Source organism: Paracoccus sp. SCN 68-21 (genome assembly GCF_001724535.1).
Classification (GTDB): domain Bacteria; phylum Pseudomonadota; class Alphaproteobacteria; order Rhodobacterales; family Rhodobacteraceae; genus Paracoccus; species Paracoccus hibiscisoli.
The window spans coordinates 1-19,637 of sequence record NZ_MEES01000074.1; the positions used below are offsets into that span (position 1 = coordinate 1).

Below are 19,637 nucleotides of genomic sequence, written 5' to 3' on the forward strand. Positions count from 1 at the left end.
GTCGTGCGGTAGCGGATCGGGGAAGGCTTCGGCATGCCCTCGACCTAACCCTCAGGACGCGCTCAGTGAATCCCCATCACTGAGATGTGCAACAAGGTCGTGGATCCCCATCCACAATCATTACTCGCAAACCAGATTCTGCTAATGCCCATCCAAGATTAAACATAGTGGTGGTCTTGCTAACTCCACCCTTATGATTGAATAGAGATATAATTGGAACGTGTTTTGTCATATTTCACCCTTGTAAAAAACTAAGCCTGCAACGACCTCACTCCAACTTCGCCTTCCTCCCGCGACTTGATCGCGGCCACGGCGGCGATGCTTCCCGCTGCCGTGGTGAAGTAGGGGATCTTGTCGTAGAGGGCGACGGCGCGGATGTCGCGGCTGTCGGCGATGGCCTGAACGCCTTCGGTCGTGTTCAGGACCATCGCGATTTCGTCGTTCTTGAGGCGGTCGACGATGTTCGGGCGGCCTTCATAGACCTTGTTCACGCGGGTGGAGGCCACGCCCTGCGCGTCGAGGAAATCGGCAGTGCCCGAGGTCGCGACCAGATCGAAGCCCATCGTCACCAGATCGCGGGCGGCCTGCGCCAGGGCGGGCGTCTTGTCGGCGTCCTTGACCGACAGGAAGACGCGGCCGGTGGTCGGCAGGTCGGTGCCCGCGCCCATCTGCGCCTTGAGGAAGGCGCGCGCGAAGTTGCGGTCCCAGCCCATGACCTCTCCGGTCGAGCGCATTTCCGGCCCCAGCAGCGTGTCGACGCCGGGGAAGCGGGCGAAGGGCAGCACGGCCTCCTTGACCGAGAACCAGGGCGTGATCGGGTCGGCCAGCGTCATCGGATCGGCAAAGGGCAGGTCGGTTTCCGGGCCGACGCCTTCGGGATAGGGGGCGCGCGCGGGGAAGTTCGACATGGGTTCGCCCGCCATCAGGCGCGCGGCGATCGAGGCGATGGCGCTGTCGGTGGCTTTCGCGACGAAGGGGACGGTGCGGCTGGCGCGGGGGTTGACCTCGAGCACGAAGATCTCGCCGTCTTTCAGCGCGAACTGCACGTTCATCAGGCCCTTGACCTTGAGCGCGCGGGCCATGGCGGTGGTCTGGACCTTGAGTTCCGCGATGGTGGCGGCGTCCAGCGTGTGGGGCGGCAGCGAGCAGGCAGAGTCGCCGGAATGGACGCCGGCCTCCTCGATATGCTCCATGATGCCGGCGACGTGGACCTCGTGGCCGTCACACAGCGCGTCGACATCGACCTCGATCGCGCCGGACAGATAGCTGTCCAGTAGAACCGGGCTTTTGCCGCTGACGGTCACGGCCTCGGTGATGTAGCGACGCAGGTGGTCCATGTCGCGCACGATCTCCATCGCGCGGCCGCCCAGCACGTAAGACGGGCGGATGACCAGCGGGAAGCCGATGCGCTCGGCGATTTCGATGGCTTGCGCGTCGCTGCTGGCGATGCCGTTGATCGGCTGCTTGAGGCCCAGATCCTGCAGCAGGTGCTGGAACCGCTCGCGGTCCTCGGCCAGATCGATGGCGTCGGGGGTGGTGCCCAGGATCGGGATACCTTCGTCCTGCAGCGCGTTGGCCAGTTTCAGGGGCGTCTGGCCGCCGAACTGGACGATGACGCCGTGCAGGGTGCCGTTCTGCTGTTCCGTGTGCAGGATCTCCAGCACGTGCTCGAAGGTCAGCGGCTCGAAATACAGCCGGTCCGAGGTGTCGTAATCGGTGCTGACCGTTTCCGGGTTGCAGTTGATCATGATCGTCTCGTAACCCGCCTTGGTCAGCGCATAGCAGGCGTGGCAGCAGCAATAGTCGAACTCGATCCCCTGGCCGATGCGGTTGGGACCGCCGCCCAGAATGACGACCTTTTTCGCGTCGGTCGGACGGGATTCGCATTCCACATCGCCCATCGCGGGGGCCTCGTAGGTGGAATACATGTAGGGGGTCTGGGCCTCGAACTCGGCCGCGCAGGTGTCGATGCGCTTGAAGACCGGGCGGATGTCCAGGGCGCGGCGGGCGCGGCGGACGGTGGTTTCGTCGGTCTTCGTCAGATGCGCCAGGCGGGCATCGGTAAAGCCCATCATCTTGATGCGACGCAGCCCATCGGCATCGGTGGGCAGGCCGTTCTCGCGGATGACATGCTCGGCGTCGATGATCTCGCGGATGCGGGCCAGGAACCAGGGGTCAAAGCTGGTGACGCGGTGGATCTCATCGTCGGACAGGCCAAAGCGCATGGCCTCGGCGATGACGCGGATGCGGTCGGGGGTGGCCTTGGACAGAGCGGCGATGACGGCGGGCTTGCCCTGCTCGGCGGCGCCGTCGATGGCGATCTCGTCCAGGCCGGTCAGGCCGGTCTCCATCGAGGCCAGCGCCTTTTGCAGCGATTCATGGAAGCTGCGACCGATGGCCATCACCTCGCCCACGGATTTCATCGCGGTGGTCAGCTCGGGCTTGGAGCCGGGGAATTTCTCGAAGGCGAAACGCGGGATCTTGGTGACCACGTAATCGATGCTGGGCTCGAAGCTGGCGGGGGTCACGCGGGTGATGTCGTTGTCCAGCTCGTCCAGGGTGTATCCGACGGCCAGTTTCGCGGCGATCTTGGCGATCGGGAAACCGGTCGCCTTGGAGGCCAGCGCCGAGGAGCGGCTGACGCGCGGGTTCATCTCGATCACGACCATGCGGCCATCGGCGGGGTTCACCGCCCATTGCACGTTCGATCCGCCGGTCTCGACCCCGATCTCGCGCAGGACGGCGATGCTGGCCGTGCGCATCATCTGGTATTCGCGGTCGGTCAGCGTCAGGGCCGGGGCGACGGTCATGCTGTCGCCGGTATGCACGCCCATCGGGTCGATATTCTCGATGGCACAGACGATGATGGCGTTGTCGTTGCGATCCCGCACGACCTCCATCTCGTATTCCTTCCAGCCCAGCAGGCTCTCGTCGATCAGCACCTGCGCCATGGGCGAGGCGTCCAGACCCGAGCGCACGATACGTTCATAATCGTCGCGGTTATAGGCCACGCCGCCGCCGGTGCCGCCCAGGGTAAAGGCGGGGCGAATGATCGCGGGCAGGCCGATCTCCTCCAGCGCCTCCATGGCCTGGGCCACGCCGGTGTTGATGTCGTATTTGCCGTTGGCCAGCTTGGGCGCGGCGATGATCGTGGCCTTGGGGTTCTCCAGGCCGATGCGGTCCATCGCCTCGCGGAACAGCTTGCGGTCCTCGGCCATCTCGATGGCGCTGCGCTGCGCGCCGATCAGCTCGACCCCATAGCGGTTCAGCGCGCCGCTGTCGGCCAGGGCAAGCGCGGTGTTCAGCCCGGTCTGCCCGCCCATGGTCGGCAAAAGCGCGTCGGGACGCTCCTTGGCGATGATCTTTTCGACGATCTCGGGGGTGATCGGTTCGATATAGGTGGCGTCGGCCATCTCCGGATCGGTCATGATCGTCGCCGGGTTCGAGTTCACCAGGATGACCCGGTAGCCTTCCTCGCGCAGGGCCTTGCAGGCCTGGGCGCCGGAGTAATCGAACTCACAGGCCTGCCCGATGACAATGGGCCCTGCCCCGATGATCAGGATCGACTTGATATCGGTACGTTTCGGCATGGTTCTGGCCCCCGGGCTGGTCGTGCATCGATCGCGGCAAATCGTCCGGGGTTATAGCCAGTCACGCCTTGGGCGCAAGGTGCGGCGGCGCCGCCAGGGGGCGAAAATGCCCGATCCTGCGGGGCTGCCCGAGCAAGGCGAGCGGGCTGCCGCACCCGCCGAGCCCGGCGCCGTCAGCGGTTGGTCAGCAGGGTCAGCGCCGCGCTGTAGCGATTGGCGACGGGATTGGCCTCCAGCTGAGAGCGCGCCATGAAGGTCCGGATCAGCTTGTCCACCGTTTCAGGCGAAGACATGTCCTTGAAGCTGGACGTGCCCAGAAGGCGTTCGGAGGCCTTGGTATATTCCTCCAGCTGACGGTCGATGGGCAGACGGCCATAGCTTTCGCTAAAACCGAAGGCCCCCTGAAAGACCTTGCGCAGGGGGGCATTTCCGATGACCTCGAACCAGAGGGTCCGGTCGGACGAGTCGCGTCCGGCCAGCTGCTGCAACTCTCGCCGGGCGTTCAGGCCAAGGCGCAGGTTCTCATCGCTTCCGCCGATGCGGCGTTCGAACTCTCGCTGGACGAAGGCCGTGCCGACGGTATCGGCCAGGTTCTTGGCCGGCTTGTCCGCGCCATAGCCGAACGCCTCGGCCAGCCGAAGATAGCGCTTGTCCGCCAGCCGGTTCACCAGCGAGGATTTGTCCGACGTATCGCTTTCCAGAACCTTCTGGATGAAGGCCTTGTTGGGCAGGTCCGCCTCCAACCCGAAGGCAGACAGTGCGGTGCTGAGGAGGCGGTAGTCCTTGACCAGCTCCTCGGCCTTGGCGGCGCGGGCGATATTCTCGCGGAAATAGGTGACCGAACGTTGGACCACGGGGTCGCGGGCCACCGTCTCGATCTGGCGGGCCTCGGTCCTCTGGACGATCTTCCAGCCCAGAAGACCGGTGGCTCCGACAGAAAGGGTCATGGCACGCTACTCCTTGGTGGATGCGAAAAGCCGCGCCTCGCGGGGCAGCAGATCGCGCAGCTTGCGCAGCGCCTGATAGGGATTGGCCTCGACCGCGGCGACGGTCGCCTCGGCCAGGAGCAGGCGACTGTCGCGATCATCGAAGACCTGGCTGAGTTGTTCGATGGCCACCAGCAACTGCCGCCGCCCCTCGACCGGGTCGGCATCGCCCGACAGGATCAGCTGGGCGATGTAGAGCGCCCGCGAGACCGGCGTGCGGGCGCTGTCAGGGTGGATGGCGTCACGCAGACGCAGGACATTCACGTTGGGCGTCTTGATGGCGATCTTGGTCCGGCGGTCGCCGTTCTCGATCACCGCGCCGTTGATCAGCACGCGCTCGTTGGGTGCAAGCTTGAGGACGAGGCCGCTCATGCGCCCACATCTCCGCGCAGTCCGCGCATGATGGTCATGTTGATGTCGATCAGGGGGTCGGTCGCGGCGGTGCCTGCCATGACAGCCTGCCCGTGGCGGATCGCGAAACCGGCAAGAGAGATCAGCCCGGCCTTGGTCGCGTCCGGCAGGGCGTTCCCGGGATCGGCCAGATCGATGGCAAGCAGCGTCCACAATTCGTTGTTCTTGTAGACGGCCTGGATGGTGTCCGGGTTGTCAGCCTTTCGGGGTGCCTGACGCAGCATGCGGGTGACCCGCGAAAAGACGTCATATTCAGCGTCGCGTGGCGTGCGCAATTTGCTGGACGAATAGCCATGGTCGGTCAGTGGCGTTACCGCGTTCAAGATCGTTCTTCCCGTTCTGGAGTGTGATCATGGGGTGGCGGGCGCCCAAAGGCGCCCGCCGGTCTTATCAGCGGAACAGCGACATGACGGCCGACGGACCCTGGTTGGCGATCGACAGCGCCTGGATGCCCAGCTGCTGCTGCGTCTGCAGCGCCTGGAGGCGGGCCGAGGCCTCTTCCATGTCCGCGTCGACAAGGGCGCCAATGCCCGTTTTCAACGAGTCGCCCAGTTTTCCAACAAAACTTGCTTGATCGGAAATCTGCTTGCCATATGAGCCCAACTCGGCCGTTTTCTCCAAAGCGGTGCTGATCGCATCTTCAATGCGACCGATGAAACCATCGATCCCTTCTCCAGCTGCAACAACCGTGCCATCTTCGGTATCGATGGCGTTGGCAAACCAAAGGTTGTCTGCATCTGTGGCGCCAGTGAAGGTTCCGAAGGTAGTGCTGGAGCTATCGGTGTCCAAGCCAGTGATTACCGCGCCCATGCCAACATTCGTCACAGTGATGGCATTCGCAGTCGTCGTTGCCCCTGTTCCACGATCCAGAGATGCCAGCACCTTCAGGTCACCGCCATCCTCGTTGAGCAGGTTGACGCCATTCATCTGCGTTCCTGCAATGACCGAAGCGATCTGCTTGAATTTAATCTGGATTTCTGTGTTGATCTTGTCTTTCTCGGTCGCGGTTGCGGTGTTGTAGGCACCGACTGCCATGTCCTTGATCTCCCGCAGGGTCTCAACGACTTTTTCGGCACCGGTTCGCGCCGTTGCCACAACAGCCTCGCCCACGTTCAGGTTCGACTGGATCGTCTTGAACGCCGACTGGTCGGTTTCCATGACTTTCGAGATCGCCCAGACGGCGGCGTTGTCCTTGGCGTGCGCGACGGTCTTGCCGGTCGCGATGTCCGACTGGGTTTTACCCAGCTGAGAGTTGATGCTTTTCAGGGTCTGCAGCGCGACCATGGCGCTGTTGTTGGTCAGAATGCTGGACATGGTGTCCTCCGTTCAAGGTGCTTTGCACCGGGGTTGCATCTTGTGGCCTTCTGACCTGTCGGGCGTCTGCCCTTGCCATCTTCCTGGCATGTGACCGGTGTATCCGCCGGTTCTTTACAACTAGTGAAAATCGCCCCTCCGCTCAAACGAACCTTCTGTCGGATTTTACTAAAACCGCTGCGGAGCGTTGGCGCGGGTTTCGCTGACCGTGCGCCGACCCAGGGAATCATAGGTCTGCAGGCTGCGTGCGGCCTGAACGATGGCGCGCACCTGTTCGGCGGCCTGCTGGGCGCCGCGCAGCGACGCCTCGGCCAGGGCGCGCAGGTCCGCCAGGCCCGGTTCCAGCGCCTCGCGCGTGGGTGCGTCTATCCCCTTGCGGGCGGCGGTCCGCGCCAGCGCGTCGATCGCGTCCAGCGCCATCGGCGCATCCCCCGCCAACAGCGCCGCGCGAATCTGGCCCATCTGGCGGATCAGGGCGCGGCTCATGTCCGACGCTCCAGCATGGCGGCAAAGCCGAGATCCAGCTTGCCCGCCAGCAATCCCGCATGCTCTCGCGTCAGGAAGCTGGAGAACTGCTCCTCTCCGGCGCCGCCGGAGAAGCCGCCTTCGGAGGCCTGGGGGCCGCAATATTTCAGCATCTCCTCCAGAAAGGCCTGTTCCAGCTGGTCGGCCACGGCCAGATGCGCGGCCTGTGGCGCCGGCATCGAATGGATGGGTTCGATCTGCATTCTGTCCCCGCAATTCATGACGATACGGTTCAAATTATCGGGGAGCGGTAAATAATTGGTAAGGAATCCGGGGTATTCAGGAAAAAACCCACGAGGCTGTCCCATGGTTGATATCCAGATCGTCCCGACCCCATCCCCGCAGCCCGCCCCCTTGGCCGGAAGCGTTCCCGCGACAGGGGGCGGTGATTCGGGGTTCGCCCTCTGGCCGGGCCTGGGTTGGCCGGGGACGCCCTGGCCGGTCGCCGCCAGCCCGGTGGCGACGCCCGTCGCGCCGCCCCCCGCAGACGGGGCGCCTGTCGCGCCGGACCCCCTGTCTGCCTGGATGGAGGAGCAGCAGGGCTTCAGCAGCCAGTTCGCCCCCGCGCCGTCGGACCCCCTGATCGACTTGGCCGACCCGGAGCAACCGCCGATGACCGCGACCTTGCCCCCGGCAGCGTCTGAGACACCCGAGCCGGAGCCCGCGCAGCCGGGCGCTCTGCCACAGCACGACGCCGGTTCGGGCGACACGACGCCCGAAGACAGCGCCGCCGAAGGTCGCCCCGCCATGCCCGCCCCTGCCGCGCAACCCGTGCCGGATGCGATTGCCACCGTCGTTGCCGCCGCGCCCGTCGCCGCCGTTGCGACCGCGCCCGCCCTTGCGGCGGAGAGCCCGATTCGCGACCGTCGGCCCACCGTGCAATCCAACGTGCCGCGCGTCACCGCCCCTGGACCGGCCCCCGTCGCCGCGGCCGCACCCTCGATCGTGCCCGACTTTGCGGACGATCGGGTCTTGCCACCGTCACCGAAGGCGACCGAGGCCAGCCAGTCCACTCCCACGCAGGGGGCAGCGACGCCCGACCGCGTGACATCCACCCCACCCCGCGAGATGGCGGCGGCCCCGCGCCCGGAGGCGCCCGCACCCACCGAGCTGGCCGCAGCCCTGGCCGAATTCACCCCTGAATTGCCCCCGGGGGCAGAGCCGCTGGCGTCGCGGGTGACGCCGACGGGGGCTCCGGTCGCGGGCACGGCGGCATGGCAGGCGGCGGCGCAGGACCCGCGCCCCGTACTGCAGCAGGTCGCCGAGGCGCTGGTCACCACGCGCGGCGACCGCACCGAGATCGCCCTGTCGCCCGAGGAACTGGGCCGCATACGCATGGTCATGTCCGGTCCCGACCGCGCGCATATCGTCATTTGGGCAGAGCGCCCCGAGACGCTGGACCTGGTGCGGCGCAATGCCGATCAGTTGGCGCAGCAGCTGGCCGAGGCCGGGGTGAATGCCGGAACGATGGAGTTCCGTCGCGACGACCGCCCGGAGTGGCAGGGCCGCAGGGCCGATGCGTCCGAGCGTGACGGCGATGCCGTCGCACCTGCTGCGGTCGCGATTCGTCTGTCCCAAACCCCGCTGAGCGACCGCCGCGTCGACATCAGATTGTAGGAGAAGACCATGGTCGATGCGATCAGTACAACGCCCCCCTCGATGCTGCCTGCGGGAAATGCTGCGGCGGGCGGGTTCTCGGGCGCCAGCACGGGGGCGGATTTCCAGACCTTCCTGACAATGCTGACCACCCAGCTGCGCAACCAGGACCCGCTGAGCCCGATGGAAAGCACCGATTTCGCGATTCAGCTGGCAACCTTTGCGGGCGTCGAGCAGCAGGCCCTGAGCAACCGGTTCCTGGAGCAGATGGCCGGACAGACGGGCGGCACGGGCATCGCGGGCTGGATCGGCAAGGAGGCGCGGACCACCGCCCCCGTCTGGTTCGGCGACGATCCGATCACCCTGGACGTGGCGCCGCACAACCTGGCCGACAGCGTCCAGCTGGTCGCGCGCGACGCCTATGGCCGCGAGGTGACGCGCGAGGAGATCGGGCCGGGGGCGGGCCAGATCGACTGGCTGGGCCGCACCGCCGAGGGGGCCAAGCTGGCCGACGGGGCCTACAGCTTTACCCTGGAAAGCCGGCGCGGCGGAGAGATGATCGCCGAGACGCGGGTCGGCGCCTATGCGCGCATCGTCGAGGCCCAGTTCGACGCCACGGGCGGGCGCGTGGTGTTCGAGGGCGGCACGTCGGCCCCGGCCTCCGAGATCACGGCGCTGCGCGATCCGGCCTGATCGCGGGGCCGGGCGGGGGCATCACCCGGGTCAGGGGCATCGCGGGTCGGTGGCGGCGGCACAGCTGCGCAACGGGGTCGCGCCCTCACGCCGGGCTTGACGCGCGAGCCGACAGGAGGCAGGCCGCAGGCACCGTTCCCGCCGACCACGCAAGGAGATGCGCATGGAGTTCGACCGCAAGATCAAGATCGCCCCGTCGATCCTGTCCGCCGATTTCGCCAATTTCGGGGCCGAGATCCGCGCCATTGAGGATCAGGGCGCCGATTGGGTGCATGTCGACGTGATGGACGGGCATTTCGTGCCGAACCTGACCTTTGGCCCGCCCGCGGTGAAGGCCTTTCGGCCGCATGTGAAGACCGTCATGGACGTGCATCTGATGATCGCGCCGGTGGACGCCTTTATCGAGGCCTATGCCGAGGCGGGGGCCGACGTGATCACCGCCCATGTCGAGGCCGGGCCGCATCCGCATCGCACCCTGCAGGCGATCCGGGCGACGGGGAAGAGGGCTGGGATCGCGCTGAACCCCGGCACCCCGGTCGAGGCGGTCGAATACCTGCTGGACCTGTGCGACATGGTGCTGGTGATGACGGTGAACCCCGGTTTCGGCGGACAGAAGTTCATCCACAGCCAGATCGACAAGATCGCCCGCCTGCGCGGGATGATCGGCGACAGGCCGATCCATATCCAGGTCGACGGTGGCGTGGACCCGGTGACGGCGCCGCTGGTGGCGTGGGCCGGGGCCGATGTGCTGGTCGCGGGATCGGCGGTCTTCAGGGGCGGATCGGTGGAGCGCGCCGAGGTCTATGGCGCGAACATGCGTGCGATCCGCGAGGCCGTCGCGGGCTGAGGGGCGAGCAAGACCGGGGCCATCGAGGCCCCGGCCTTGCCGCGAGGCTGCGCCCCGCCCCGTCCCGCGGGCGTCATCGCGTTTGACAATGCCGCCCGGCCCGCGTTTGCTGCGCCCCGGCATCATGAGGAGAACGCGATGGATCTGGGCATCAGGGGCAAACGGGGGCTGGTCTGCGCGGCCTCCAAGGGGTTGGGGCGCGGCTGCGCCGAGGCGCTGGCCGAGGCGGGCGTGAACCTGGTCATCAACGCCCGGACCGAGGCCGAGATCACCCGCACCGCCCATGAGATCGCCGCGAAACACGGCGTCGAGGTCACCCCCATTGCCGCCGATATCACCACCGAGGAGGGCCGCGCCCGCGTGCTGGAGGCCGTGGGCCAGGCCGACATCCTGGTGACCAATGCGGGCGGCCCGCCGCCGGGCAACTGGCAGGACTGGTCGCGCGAGGATTTCATCCGGGCGCTGGATGCCAACATGCTGTCGGCCATCGCGCTGATGCAGGCGCTGGTGCCGGGCATGATGGACCGGGGCTGGGGCCGGGTGGTCAACATCACCTCGGGGTCGGTCCGCTCGCCGATCTCGGTCTTGGGGCTGTCGAACACGGCGCGGACCGGGCTGACCGGCTTCGTCGCGGGCATGTCGCGGCAGGTGGCGGGCCAGGGGGTCTGCGTGAACAACCTGCTGCCCGGCATCCATGCGACCGACCGGGCCGACAGCCTGGACGGCGGCGTGGCCAAGGCCCAGGGGATCACGGTCGATCAGGCCCGCGCGCAGCGACAGGCGACCATCCCCACCGGCACCTATGGCACGGCCGCCGATTTCGGCGCGACCTGCGCGTTCCTGTGCAGCCAGCAGGCGCGGTTCATCGTCGGGCAGAACGTGCTGCTGGATGGCGGCGCGCTGAACGTGACCGTGTAGGGCCGCGCGGTTGCAGGTCGGGGGCGCGGCTGATACGCAACCCCGACCGAAACCCCAAGGATTGCCCGTGACCGTGCCCCCCCGCCTGGAAGTTCAGGGACTGACGCGCCGTTTCGACGGCCGGGCGGTGGTGGACGATGTCAGCTTTCAGGTCGAGGCGGGCCAGGTCGCCTGCCTGCTGGGCCCGTCTGGCTGCGGCAAATCGACCACGCTGCGCATCGTGGCGGGCGTCGACATGCAGGACACGGGCCGCATCCTGGTCGACGGTCAGCTGGTCTGCGACACGCAGTTCCGCATCCCGCCCGAGCAGCGCGCCATCGGCCTGATGTTCCAGGATTTTGCCCTGTTCCCGCATCTGCCGGTGCGCGACAATGTGGCCTTTGGCCTGGCGGGCGGCTGGAAGGCCAACCGCGCCCGCGTGGCCGAGCTGCTGGAGCGGGTGCACATGAGCCGCCATATCGACAGCTATCCCCATGAGCTGTCGGGCGGAGAGCAGCAGCGCGTGGCGCTGGCCCGCGCGCTGGCCCCGCGCCCGCGCGTGCTGCTGATGGACGAGCCGTTCAGCGGGCTGGACGAACGCCTGCGCGACGGCATCCGCGACGAGACGCTGGCCCTGCTGAAGGAGGAGGGCACCGCCGTCCTGCTGGTCACCCATGAGCCGCATGAGGCGATGCGCATGGCCGACCAGATCCTGCTGATGCGCGGTGGCCGGATCGTGCAGCAGGGCGCGCCCTATAACCTGTACAACGCGCCGGTGGACCGGCAGGCGGCGGGGTTCTTCAGCGATATCAACGTGCTGACCGGGCGGGTGCGCGGGGCGCTGACGGCGACGCCCTTTGGCGAATTCCTGACCCCCGGCCTGCCCGACGGGGCAGAGGTCGACATCGTCATCCGCCCGCAGCATCTGAAGATCGACTTTGACCGCGCGGGCCAGGGCCCCGCCCCCACCCCGCAGAACGGCACGGCGGCGCGCGCCCGCGTGACCCGGGCCCGCTATCTGGGCCGCGAATCGCTGGTCGAATTCACCAGCGACGAGGGCACGATCACCCTGAACGCCACCGTGCCGGGGGTCTTCCTGCCGCCGCCCGGCACGCCGATGTGGCTGATGCTGCGCCGCGACCGGGTGTTCGTCTTTCCGCGCGGCTAGTCCTGGCCGGTTGCGCGGCGGTAATCGGCCAGCACCTGCGCCAGATGCAGCCGCCGTCCCGCCGGATCGGCCAGCCGCGCGCAAAGGCGGCGGGCGCGCTGCGCGATCTGGCGGGCCTCGTCCTGATGGGCGCGGGCCCAGGCCAGGCGCAGGTCCAGATCAGCGCAGCCGGGCTGTAGCGGCAGGAAATGCACCTCGGGGCGGAACAGGGCGGACAGGAACCCCTCCCACCCGTCCTGCTCGATCAGGACCAGCGCGTGGCTGTTCAGCAGCGGCAGGGCGTCAGCATCGCCCTCGGACCCCGACAGCGCCAGGCGATAGCGCGCGGGCGGCACATCGTCGCGGACCGGCGCGGGGGCGGTCAGGCCCGCCTGCGCCAGCACCCGGTCGCGGCGCGCATCGGGCGTCAACGCGATGTCCAGACCCGGTCGCGCGGCCAGATCGGCCAGGACCGGCCAGCGCCCGGTACGGGGCAGCAGGGCGCGGGCCGGGCCATCGGCGCGATGCTCCAGCGCGGTGATCAGGGCTTCGGCGGTGTCCGCGCTGGCGGGGGCATGGCCCGACAGGGTGCCGCGCCAGACCAGGCGGTCGGCGCGATCGGACCAGTCGGGGTCCGCCACGGGCACGCCCGGAAAGCCGTCATTGCCGATCCGGTGCCGCCAGGGCGCGGGCCACAGAAAGACGTTGCGCGCCCCGCGTGTGCGCAGCGTGGCGATCAGCGGGCCATCGGCGGGGTGGTCCGGTCCGCTGCCCGCAAAGGTCACCGGGCGCAGGTCCAGCCAATAGCAGCCATGGCCTGTCACGCCCGCGATGTCATTGGCGACCGCCGCCGCGCGCAGCAGGCCGGGGCGCTGCGCGGCCAGGTGGAACAGCCCGTCTGGGCCGCGCCGCAGCGGCATGACCGCACCATCGGCCCCGCGCAGCTGATCAGCCCCGAGGTCCAGGCACAGCGCCTGCGCATGGGGCGGGCGGTCGATGCTGCCCTTTTGGCGCAGGCGGGCGGGGGCGGCCAGGCGTGCCAGTTTCGCGGCCAGCTGGGCGCGGCGGTCGGGGTTCTGATCGGCGCCGGGCAGGGGTTCGTCCATCATCCGCAGGACGCGGGGCAGGTTCGCCTGCCGCGCGCGGCGCACCCCCTGCCCCGGCAGCGGCGGCAGATGCGGCAGGTCATACCAGGGCGACAGCGCGGTTTGGTAATCGTCGGGGGTGGCGTGGTCGATATCGATGTCGATGAATTCCGCGCGGCCCGCGAAATGCGCGCGCACGCCCGCCAGATGGGCGTCCCAATCGGCCGCCCAGATGTCGCCCAAGGCCCCCAGGGGCACGCCCAGTGCCGCCGCGATGCTGCGCGCATAGGCCCCGCCCCGGTGCAGATAGCGGCTGGCGATCCAATCCTCGACCCGGCGGGTGTTCAGCAGGAACACCGATCCGGGATAATGCGCATCCAGCAGGGTGTAATCTTTGAACGCCTCGATCACCGGCATGTTCAGGAAGCGCACCGATTCCATGTCGGTGAAGGCCGTGATGCTGTCGGCCCATCGCGCCAACGGCCGGGTGCCCGACAGCTTGGCGAAGGCGATGTCATCGGCCAGCGCCCCCTCCAGCCAATGCGCGGCGGGGATGCGGTTCAGGTCGAACAGCCGCGCGATGAAGGTCGTGCCGCATTTGTTGAAGCCGATCTGGAAGAATTTGGGCGGCATGGGCTGTCTGTCCGGGGTTGAGGGGCGACGATGCGCAGGCCGTGCGCGCCTGTCAACGCCTGCCCGCCCCTTGGGCGAAAAGCGCCGCTTTGGCGACCGGCTGCGACAAAGGTCTTGCCTTGCGACGGTCGCCCGGCTAGCTGTCGGGGCAGGAATTCGGGAGACACCGGCACTGCGCCGGGGCCGAAGGAGAAGCCGCCCCGGCAAGCTCTCAGGCAAAAGGACCGTCTTCCCCAAGAACTCTGGAGAGTGGCCGCAAGGCCCGCCGAAGGGATAACGATCTCAGGCGCCGCTTGCGGCAGGGACAGAGGGGGCATCGACGTGCGGGGGCATTCCCCGTCCAACCGATGCCGGCTGTCCGGCTGACCCGCAGGAGGCCCGATGCCTGATCCGACCCGCCGCACAGGACTGTATGATCTTCACGTCGAACAGGGCGCCCGCATGGTGCCCTTTGCGGGCTGGGACATGCCGGTGCAGTTCCCGATGGGGGTGATGGCCGAACATCTGCACACCCGCCAGCGCGCCGGGCTGTTCGATGTCAGCCATATGGGGCAGGTGCTGGTCACCCCCGATGACGGCCAGATGGCCACCGCCGCCGCCGCGCTGGAGACGCTGATCCCCGCCGATGTCGCGGGCCTGGCGCAGGGGCGGCAGCGTTACGGGCTGTTCACCAATGATGCGGGCGGCATCCTGGACGATCTGATGTTCGCCAACCGGGGGGATCACTTCCTGCTGGTCGTGAACGCGGCCTGTGCGGAACAGGACATCGCGCATCTGCGGACGTTGGCGGGCGTAACGGTGACCCCGGTGACCGATCGCGGGCTGGTCGCGCTGCAGGGGCCGCAGGCGGAGGTGGCGCTGGCGCGGCTGGTGCCGGGCGTGGCCGACATGCGGTTCATGGACAGCACGGCGCTGGAGTGGGACGGGGTGGCGCTGTGGATCTCTCGGTCGGGCTATACCGGCGAGGACGGGTTCGAGATTTCGGTTCCCGAGACGCGGCTGGCGGATTTCGCGCGGGCCTTGCTGGCGCAGCCAGAGGTGGCGCCCATCGGTCTGGGGGCGCGCGACAGCCTGCGGCTGGAGGCGGGGATGCCGCTTTATGGGCACGACATGGACGCGAGCGTGACGCCCGCGCAGGCGGCGCTTGGCTGGTCGATCCCCAAGGTGCGCCGCACGGGCGGCGCGCGGGCGGGCGGGTTTCCCGGAGCGGAGGTGATCCTGGCCGAGCTGGGCGCGGCCCCGGTGACACGGCGGGGCCTGCGCCCCGAGGGCCGCGCGCCGATCCGCGAGGGGGTCGCGCTGTTCTCCGACGATGGCGCGCCCATTGGGACGGTCAGTTCGGGCGGCTTTGGGCCGTCGGTGGGCGGACCGATCGCCATGGCGCGCATTCCCGCAGAGATTCCCGATGGCGCCACGATCCAGGCCGAGCTGCGCGGCAAGCGCGTGCCCCTGACGGTCTGCGCCCTGCCTTTCGTCACTCCCTCCTACAAACGCTGAGGATATCATGCTGAAATATACCGAAGATCACGAATGGCTGCGGGCCGAGGGCGATGAGATCGTCGTGGGGATCACCAAGCATGCCAGCGACCAGCTGGGCGATGTGGTCTTTATCGAGCTGCCCGAGGCGGGCCGCGCCGTCGAGGCGGGCGAGGAGATCGTGGTGATCGAGAGCGTCAAGGCCGCCAGCGACATCGTGGCCCCGGTGGCGGGCACGATCACGGCGGTGAACGAGGCGCTGTCCGACAGCCCCGGCGACGTGAACGGCGATCCGATGACGGCGTGGTTCTTTCGCATCAAGCCTGCGGATGCGGGGGCGATGGACGGGTTCATGGACGAGGCGGCCTATAAGGCGCTGGTCGAGTGAGCGACGGCCGGGCCTTGCGGCCCGGCGAAGGCCGGGGGCGCTTCGCCCCCCGGACCCCCCGAGGATATTTCAGTGAAGAAGAAGGGGCTGGCCCGCCCCGCAAGGAGGCGTGATGAGCCGCTGGACCGCAAGCACATACAACCCCGACGATTTCGCCAACCGGCGCCATATCGGGCCATCCCCGTCCGAGATGGAGGCCATGCTGAAGGCGGTGGGGGCCGACAGCCTGGATCAGCTGATCGAGCAGACCGTGCCCGCCGCGATCCGCCAGTCGGACGCGCTGGACTGGCCGGCGCTGTCCGAGGCCGGTCTGCTGGCGCGGATGCGCGAGGTGGCGGACAAGAACCGGGTGATGACCAGCCTGATCGGGCAGGGTTATTACGGCACCGTCACGCCCCCCGCGATTCAGCGCAATATCCTGGAGAATCCGGCCTGGTACACGGCCTATACGCCGTATCAGCCCGAGATCGCGCAAGGGCGGCTGGAGGCGCTGCTAAATTTCCAGACCATGGTGGCGGATCTGACCGGGCTGCCGGTGGCGAACGCGTCGCTGCTGGACGAAGCGACGGCGGCGGCCGAGGCGATGGCCATGGCGCGGCGGCAGTCGAAGTCCAAGGCGGATGCGTTCTTCGTGGCCCATGACCTGCACCCGCAGACCATCGCCGTGATCGAGACGCGGGCGGCGCCCCTGGGCATCCGCATCATCAAGGGCTCGGTCGATGATCTGGTGGCGGATCAGGTGTTCGCCGCCGTGTTCCAGTATCCCGGCACCTATGGCCATGTCCGCGACCTGACGCCCGAGATCGAGGCGCTGCATGCCGCAGGCGCGCTGGCCATCGTGGCGACCGACCTTCTGGCGCTTTGCGTGCTGAAGGAGCCGGGCGCGATGGGCGCCGACATCGCCGTCGGGTCGTCGCAACGCTTTGGCGTGCCGATGGGCTATGGCGGGCCGCATGCGGCCTTCATGTCCTGCCGGGACGCGCTGAAGCGGGCGATGCCGGGGCGCATCGTCGGCGTCAGCATCGATTCGTCGGGCAACCAGGCGCTGCGCCTGTCGCTGCAGACGCGCGAACAGCATATCCGCCGCGAGAAGGCCACCAGCAATGTCTGCACCGCGCAGGCGCTGCTGGCGGTGATGGCGGGGTTCTATGCGGTGTTCCACGGCCCCGTCGGCCTGCGCGCCATCGCGCAGCGGGTGCATCTGCATGCGGTGACGGTGGCCGATGCGCTGCGCGCCGCGGGGGCCGAGGTCGCGCCGGAGGCGTTCTTTGACACGATCACCGTCAAGGTGGGCGTGGGTCAGGCAGGCATCATGGCCGCGGCCCGACACCGCGGCATCAACCTGCGCCGCGTGGGCCGCGACCGCGTCGGCATCAGCGTGGACGAGACGACCGATGCGGGCGTGATCACCCGCCTGCTGGACGCGTTCGGGATCACCGATGCGGCCCCCGCGGCGACGGCGCCGTCGATCCCCGAGGCGCTGCTGCGCGAGAGCGATTACCTGACCCATCCGGTGTTCCACATGAACCGGGCCGAGTCCGAGATGATGCGCTATATGCGCCGCCTGTCGGACCGCGACCTGGCGCTGGACCGGGCGATGATCCCGCTTGGCTCCTGCACGATGAAGCTGAACGCGGCGGCCGAGATGATGCCGATCACCTGGCCGGAATTCGGCGCGCTGCATCCCTTCGCACCGCATGATCAGGCGGCAGGCTATCACGAGGCCATCGCGGACCTGACCGAGAAGCTGTGTGTGATCACCGGATACGACGCGTTCTCCATGCAGCCGAACAGCGGCGCGCAGGGGGAATATGCTGGTCTGCTTACCATCCAAGCCTATCACAAGGCGCGGGGCGAGCATCGCGACATCTGCCTGATCCCGGTATCGGCGCATGGCACGAACCCGGCATCGGCGCAGATGTGCGGGATGCAGGTCGTGGTGGTGAAATCGGCCCCGAACGGTGATATCGACCTGGAGGATTTCGCCGACAAGGCGGCCAAGGCCGGCGATCGGTTGGCGGCGGTGATGATCACCTATCCCTCGACCCATGGCGTGTTCGAGGACACGGTCCGGCAGGTCTGCGACATCACGCATGACCACGGCGGGCAGGTCTATATCGACGGCGCGAACATGAACGCGCTGGTCGGTCTGGTGAAGCCGGGGGAAATCGGCGGCGATGTCAGCCACCTGAACCTCCACAAGACCTTCGCCATTCCGCATGGCGGCGGCGGTCCTGGCATGGGGCCGATCGGGGTCAAGGCGCATCTGGCGCCGTTCCTGCCGGGCGATCCGCAGGGCGGCGAAGGCGCGGTTTCGGCGGCGCCCTATGGGTCGGCGTCGATCCTGCTGATCAGCTGGGCCTATTGCCTGATGATGGGCGGCGAAGGCCTGACCCAGGCCACGCGCGTGGCAATCCTGAACGCGAACTATATCGCGGCGCGGCTGGCGGGGGCCTATCCGATCCTGTTCATGGGCAATCGCGGCCGGGTGGCACATGAATGCATCATCGACACGCGACCCTTTGCCGAACATGGCGTGACGGTAGACGACATCGCCAAGCGACTGATCGACAACGGTTTCCACGCCCCCACGATGAGCTGGCCGGTCAGCGGCACGCTGATGGTCGAGCCGACCGAGAGCGAGACCAAGGCCGAGATCGACCGCTTCATCACCGCCCTGCTGGCCATCCGGGACGAGATCACGGACGTGGCCGAAGGCCGCATCGCGGCCGATCAAAGCCCCCTGCGCCACGCCCCCCACACGGTCGAAGATCTGGTCCGCGATTGGGACCGCCCCTATTCGCGCGAACAGGGCTGTTTCCCGGCGGGCGCCTTCCGGGTGGACAAGTACTGGCCCCCGGTCGGCCGCGTGGACAATGCCCATGGCGACCGCAATCTAATCTGCACCTGCCCGCCGCTGGAGAGCTACGCCCAGGCCGCGGAATAGGGCCCGGCCAAGACCCGCGCCGCCTCTTGACAAACGCCGGCGCGGGTTTACACATTTCGCGCATGGGGTCGTAGCTCAGTTGGTAGAGCGCGTCGTTCGCAATGACGAGGTCAGGGGTTCGATTCCCCTCGGCTCCACCAAACTAATATTATCGTTTAAAATCAAGATCTTGTGCGATAAATGCTGATATGCTGATACCGGCATGTTGATAGCATTTGAACACCTGTGACTTTTTGATTCTGCTTGACCACACCTCGAAAAAAAACGGCCCACCGAAGGTGACCGTTGAGTTAGCTTGTTCAGTTGGAATACCGCGGCAAGTCCGCGCCAATCGCGCCCAGCGCGTTTCGGATGACAAACGCATTCTGGAATAGCAGCGTTGAGGTGATCGCCCGGAAGTCCTGATGGGAAAACTCGTAGTCGGCCCCTGTAATGGGTGCGACGCCAGCCCGAGCGCCCTTCTGAACACCCTGCATCAGGTCCCACGTAGGATTTCCCCCGATGCCACTTGCCAGGTCGGTTGACCGGAAGTCAAAGACAGGACCGAACCCGGCCACCCCTGCGATGGTATCCACCCCCAGCGGAATGAGTGAACTGAACCCGGCCCGCTGGAATGAAGCCTTGGCCAAGCTCTCAGGGGAAAGCCGCTTCTCCAGGAACTCCTTCTTGTCTGCCCTGCCTTGTGCGTTCACCACGGTCTGCCCCGCATAGAACAGCGCGCCAAAGAACATAGACGTGCTGAAGGCAGAGAAGGTTTCCCAGTCCCGGTGATGGATGCCGGACAGGAGCTGCTTAGAGTAGAAGGCCAGCATGAACGAACGGAACTGGAATACGGACTTCCACAGCTCCTTGGTCATAAAGGCGGGCAGTTGCCGGGGTCGTTTTCCTGATCACCTTGTTGGACCATCTATCGACACCGTTGATGAAAGCGTTCTTGGCGTCGATGTCGTCCCAGCTGTCGATGTTGATACGCGACACCTTCCGGCCCAGGAGACCTTCCGTCTGGGCCGTGTCCCAAGGCTTGGTGTAGGAGACCGCGGGCGGAGCCCTTGGCGTAGCGCAGCGCGCGGCCGGTGGTGAGGCTGGCGGCCACCGTCGATCT

Annotated in this window: 18 protein-coding genes, 1 tRNA gene and 1 riboswitch; of the genes, 9 read left to right on the top strand and 10 right to left on the bottom strand. The window is 67.3% G+C overall.

Translation table 11 applies throughout. The annotated features are described in order from the left end of the window. Nucleotides 1-76: 76 nt before the first annotated feature. The 8 genes from ABS73_RS15945 to ABS73_RS15980 form a co-directional block, all read right to left on the bottom strand. The gene (locus ABS73_RS15945; RefSeq protein WP_353743344.1) at nucleotides 77-232 is read right to left on the bottom strand and encodes a ParA family protein; all 156 of its coding nucleotides are present in this window, start codon (nucleotides 230-232) and stop codon (nucleotides 77-79) included. A 19-nt stretch (nucleotides 233-251) separates the two neighbouring features. Continuing rightward, a complete protein-coding gene (carB, locus tag ABS73_RS15950) occupies nucleotides 252-3,590 on the bottom strand; it encodes a carbamoyl-phosphate synthase large subunit (protein WP_277018948.1) in 3,339 nt (1,112 codons plus the stop codon). A gap of 173 nt (nucleotides 3,591-3,763) precedes the next feature. Then, complete coding sequence (locus ABS73_RS15955) at nucleotides 3,764-4,537, bottom strand: DUF1217 domain-containing protein (RefSeq protein ID WP_277018947.1); 774 nt, start codon at nucleotides 4,535-4,537, stop codon at nucleotides 3,764-3,766. Nucleotides 4,538-4,543: 6 nt separating this feature from the next. Beyond that, nucleotides 4,544-4,948: a flagellar biosynthesis repressor FlbT gene (flbT, locus tag ABS73_RS15960; RefSeq protein WP_136854911.1), complete on the bottom strand. Its 405-nt coding sequence runs from the start codon at nucleotides 4,946-4,948 to the stop codon at nucleotides 4,544-4,546. Further along, a complete protein-coding gene (flaF, locus tag ABS73_RS15965) occupies nucleotides 4,945-5,310 on the bottom strand; it encodes a flagellar biosynthesis regulator FlaF (protein ID WP_286693557.1) in 366 nt (121 codons plus the stop codon). The genes flbT and flaF overlap by 4 nt, the downstream gene beginning before the upstream one ends. A 67-nt stretch (nucleotides 5,311-5,377) precedes the next feature. After that, nucleotides 5,378-6,301: a flagellin N-terminal helical domain-containing protein gene (locus tag ABS73_RS15970; protein WP_277018944.1), complete on the bottom strand. Its 924-nt coding sequence runs from the start codon at nucleotides 6,299-6,301 to the stop codon at nucleotides 5,378-5,380. A gap of 168 nt (nucleotides 6,302-6,469) precedes the next feature. Next, nucleotides 6,470-6,787, bottom strand: coding sequence for a hypothetical protein (locus ABS73_RS15975; protein ID WP_136854917.1), 318 nt, complete (start codon nucleotides 6,785-6,787; stop codon nucleotides 6,470-6,472). Beyond that, a complete protein-coding gene (locus tag ABS73_RS15980; protein ID WP_136854918.1) occupies nucleotides 6,784-7,029 on the bottom strand; it encodes a rod-binding protein in 246 nt (81 codons plus the stop codon). Before ABS73_RS15980 ends, ABS73_RS15975 begins: the two co-directional genes overlap by 4 nt. A gap of 103 nt (nucleotides 7,030-7,132) precedes the next feature. Here ABS73_RS15980 and ABS73_RS15985 point away from each other — a divergent pair, with 103 nt between their 5' ends. The 5 genes from ABS73_RS15985 to ABS73_RS16005 all read left to right on the top strand — a co-directional run bounded on the left by ABS73_RS15985 (nucleotide 7,133) and on the right by ABS73_RS16005 (nucleotide 12,027). Beyond that, nucleotides 7,133-8,443 carry a flagellar hook-length control protein FliK gene (locus ABS73_RS15985; RefSeq protein ID WP_277018942.1) on the top strand — a complete coding sequence of 437 codons (1,311 nt, stop codon included), beginning with the start codon at nucleotides 7,133-7,135 and terminating at the stop codon, nucleotides 8,441-8,443. A gap of 9 nt (nucleotides 8,444-8,452) precedes the next feature. Beyond that, nucleotides 8,453-9,115 (top strand): flagellar hook capping FlgD N-terminal domain-containing protein, encoded by a 663-nt coding sequence (locus ABS73_RS15990; RefSeq protein WP_277018940.1) that lies wholly within the window; start codon nucleotides 8,453-8,455, stop codon nucleotides 9,113-9,115. Between the two features lie 163 nt (nucleotides 9,116-9,278). After that, nucleotides 9,279-9,962 (top strand): ribulose-phosphate 3-epimerase, encoded by a 684-nt coding sequence (gene rpe, locus ABS73_RS15995; protein ID WP_277018938.1) that lies wholly within the window; start codon nucleotides 9,279-9,281, stop codon nucleotides 9,960-9,962. A 138-nt stretch (nucleotides 9,963-10,100) separates the two neighbouring features. Then, complete coding sequence (locus tag ABS73_RS16000) at nucleotides 10,101-10,880, top strand: SDR family oxidoreductase (RefSeq protein WP_277018937.1); 780 nt, start codon at nucleotides 10,101-10,103, stop codon at nucleotides 10,878-10,880. A gap of 67 nt (nucleotides 10,881-10,947) precedes the next feature. Further along, nucleotides 10,948-12,027, top strand: a complete 1,080-nt coding sequence (locus tag ABS73_RS16005) for an ABC transporter ATP-binding protein (protein ID WP_136854922.1) — start codon at nucleotides 10,948-10,950, stop codon at nucleotides 12,025-12,027. Here the strand turns inward: ABS73_RS16005 and ABS73_RS16010 are convergent. Further along, nucleotides 12,024-13,724 (bottom strand): glycosyl transferase family 90, encoded by a 1,701-nt coding sequence (locus ABS73_RS16010; RefSeq protein ID WP_277018932.1) that lies wholly within the window; start codon nucleotides 13,722-13,724, stop codon nucleotides 12,024-12,026. The genes ABS73_RS16005 and ABS73_RS16010 overlap by 4 nt on opposite strands. Before the next feature lie 147 nt (nucleotides 13,725-13,871). Continuing rightward, nucleotides 13,872-13,961: riboswitch (glycine riboswitch) on the top strand. A gap of 144 nt (nucleotides 13,962-14,105) precedes the next feature. On the opposite strand from ABS73_RS16010, the gene gcvT reads away from it, so the two are divergent. From gcvT to ABS73_RS16030, 4 genes are all read left to right on the top strand, one after another. Then, nucleotides 14,106-15,221, top strand: coding sequence for a glycine cleavage system aminomethyltransferase GcvT (gene gcvT, locus ABS73_RS16015; RefSeq protein ID WP_277018930.1), 1,116 nt, complete (start codon nucleotides 14,106-14,108; stop codon nucleotides 15,219-15,221). 10 nt (nucleotides 15,222-15,231) lie between these two features. Next, the gene (gcvH, locus tag ABS73_RS16020; RefSeq protein ID WP_277018951.1) at nucleotides 15,232-15,588 is read left to right on the top strand and encodes a glycine cleavage system protein GcvH; all 357 of its coding nucleotides are present in this window, start codon (nucleotides 15,232-15,234) and stop codon (nucleotides 15,586-15,588) included. Nucleotides 15,589-15,700: 112 nt separating this feature from the next. Next, on the top strand, nucleotides 15,701-18,535 hold the full coding sequence (gene gcvP / locus ABS73_RS16025; protein ID WP_277018928.1) for an aminomethyl-transferring glycine dehydrogenase: 2,835 nt from the start codon (nucleotides 15,701-15,703) through the stop codon (nucleotides 18,533-18,535). Nucleotides 18,536-18,599: 64 nt separating this feature from the next. Beyond that, nucleotides 18,600-18,675 (top strand) — tRNA-Ala (locus tag ABS73_RS16030). Nucleotides 18,676-18,834: 159 nt separating this feature from the next. On the opposite strand, the gene ABS73_RS16035 is transcribed toward ABS73_RS16030, so the two are convergent. Continuing rightward, nucleotides 18,835-19,392, bottom strand: a complete 558-nt coding sequence (locus tag ABS73_RS16035; protein ID WP_277018926.1) for a hypothetical protein — start codon at nucleotides 19,390-19,392, stop codon at nucleotides 18,835-18,837. Nucleotides 19,393-19,637 lie beyond the last annotated feature (245 nt).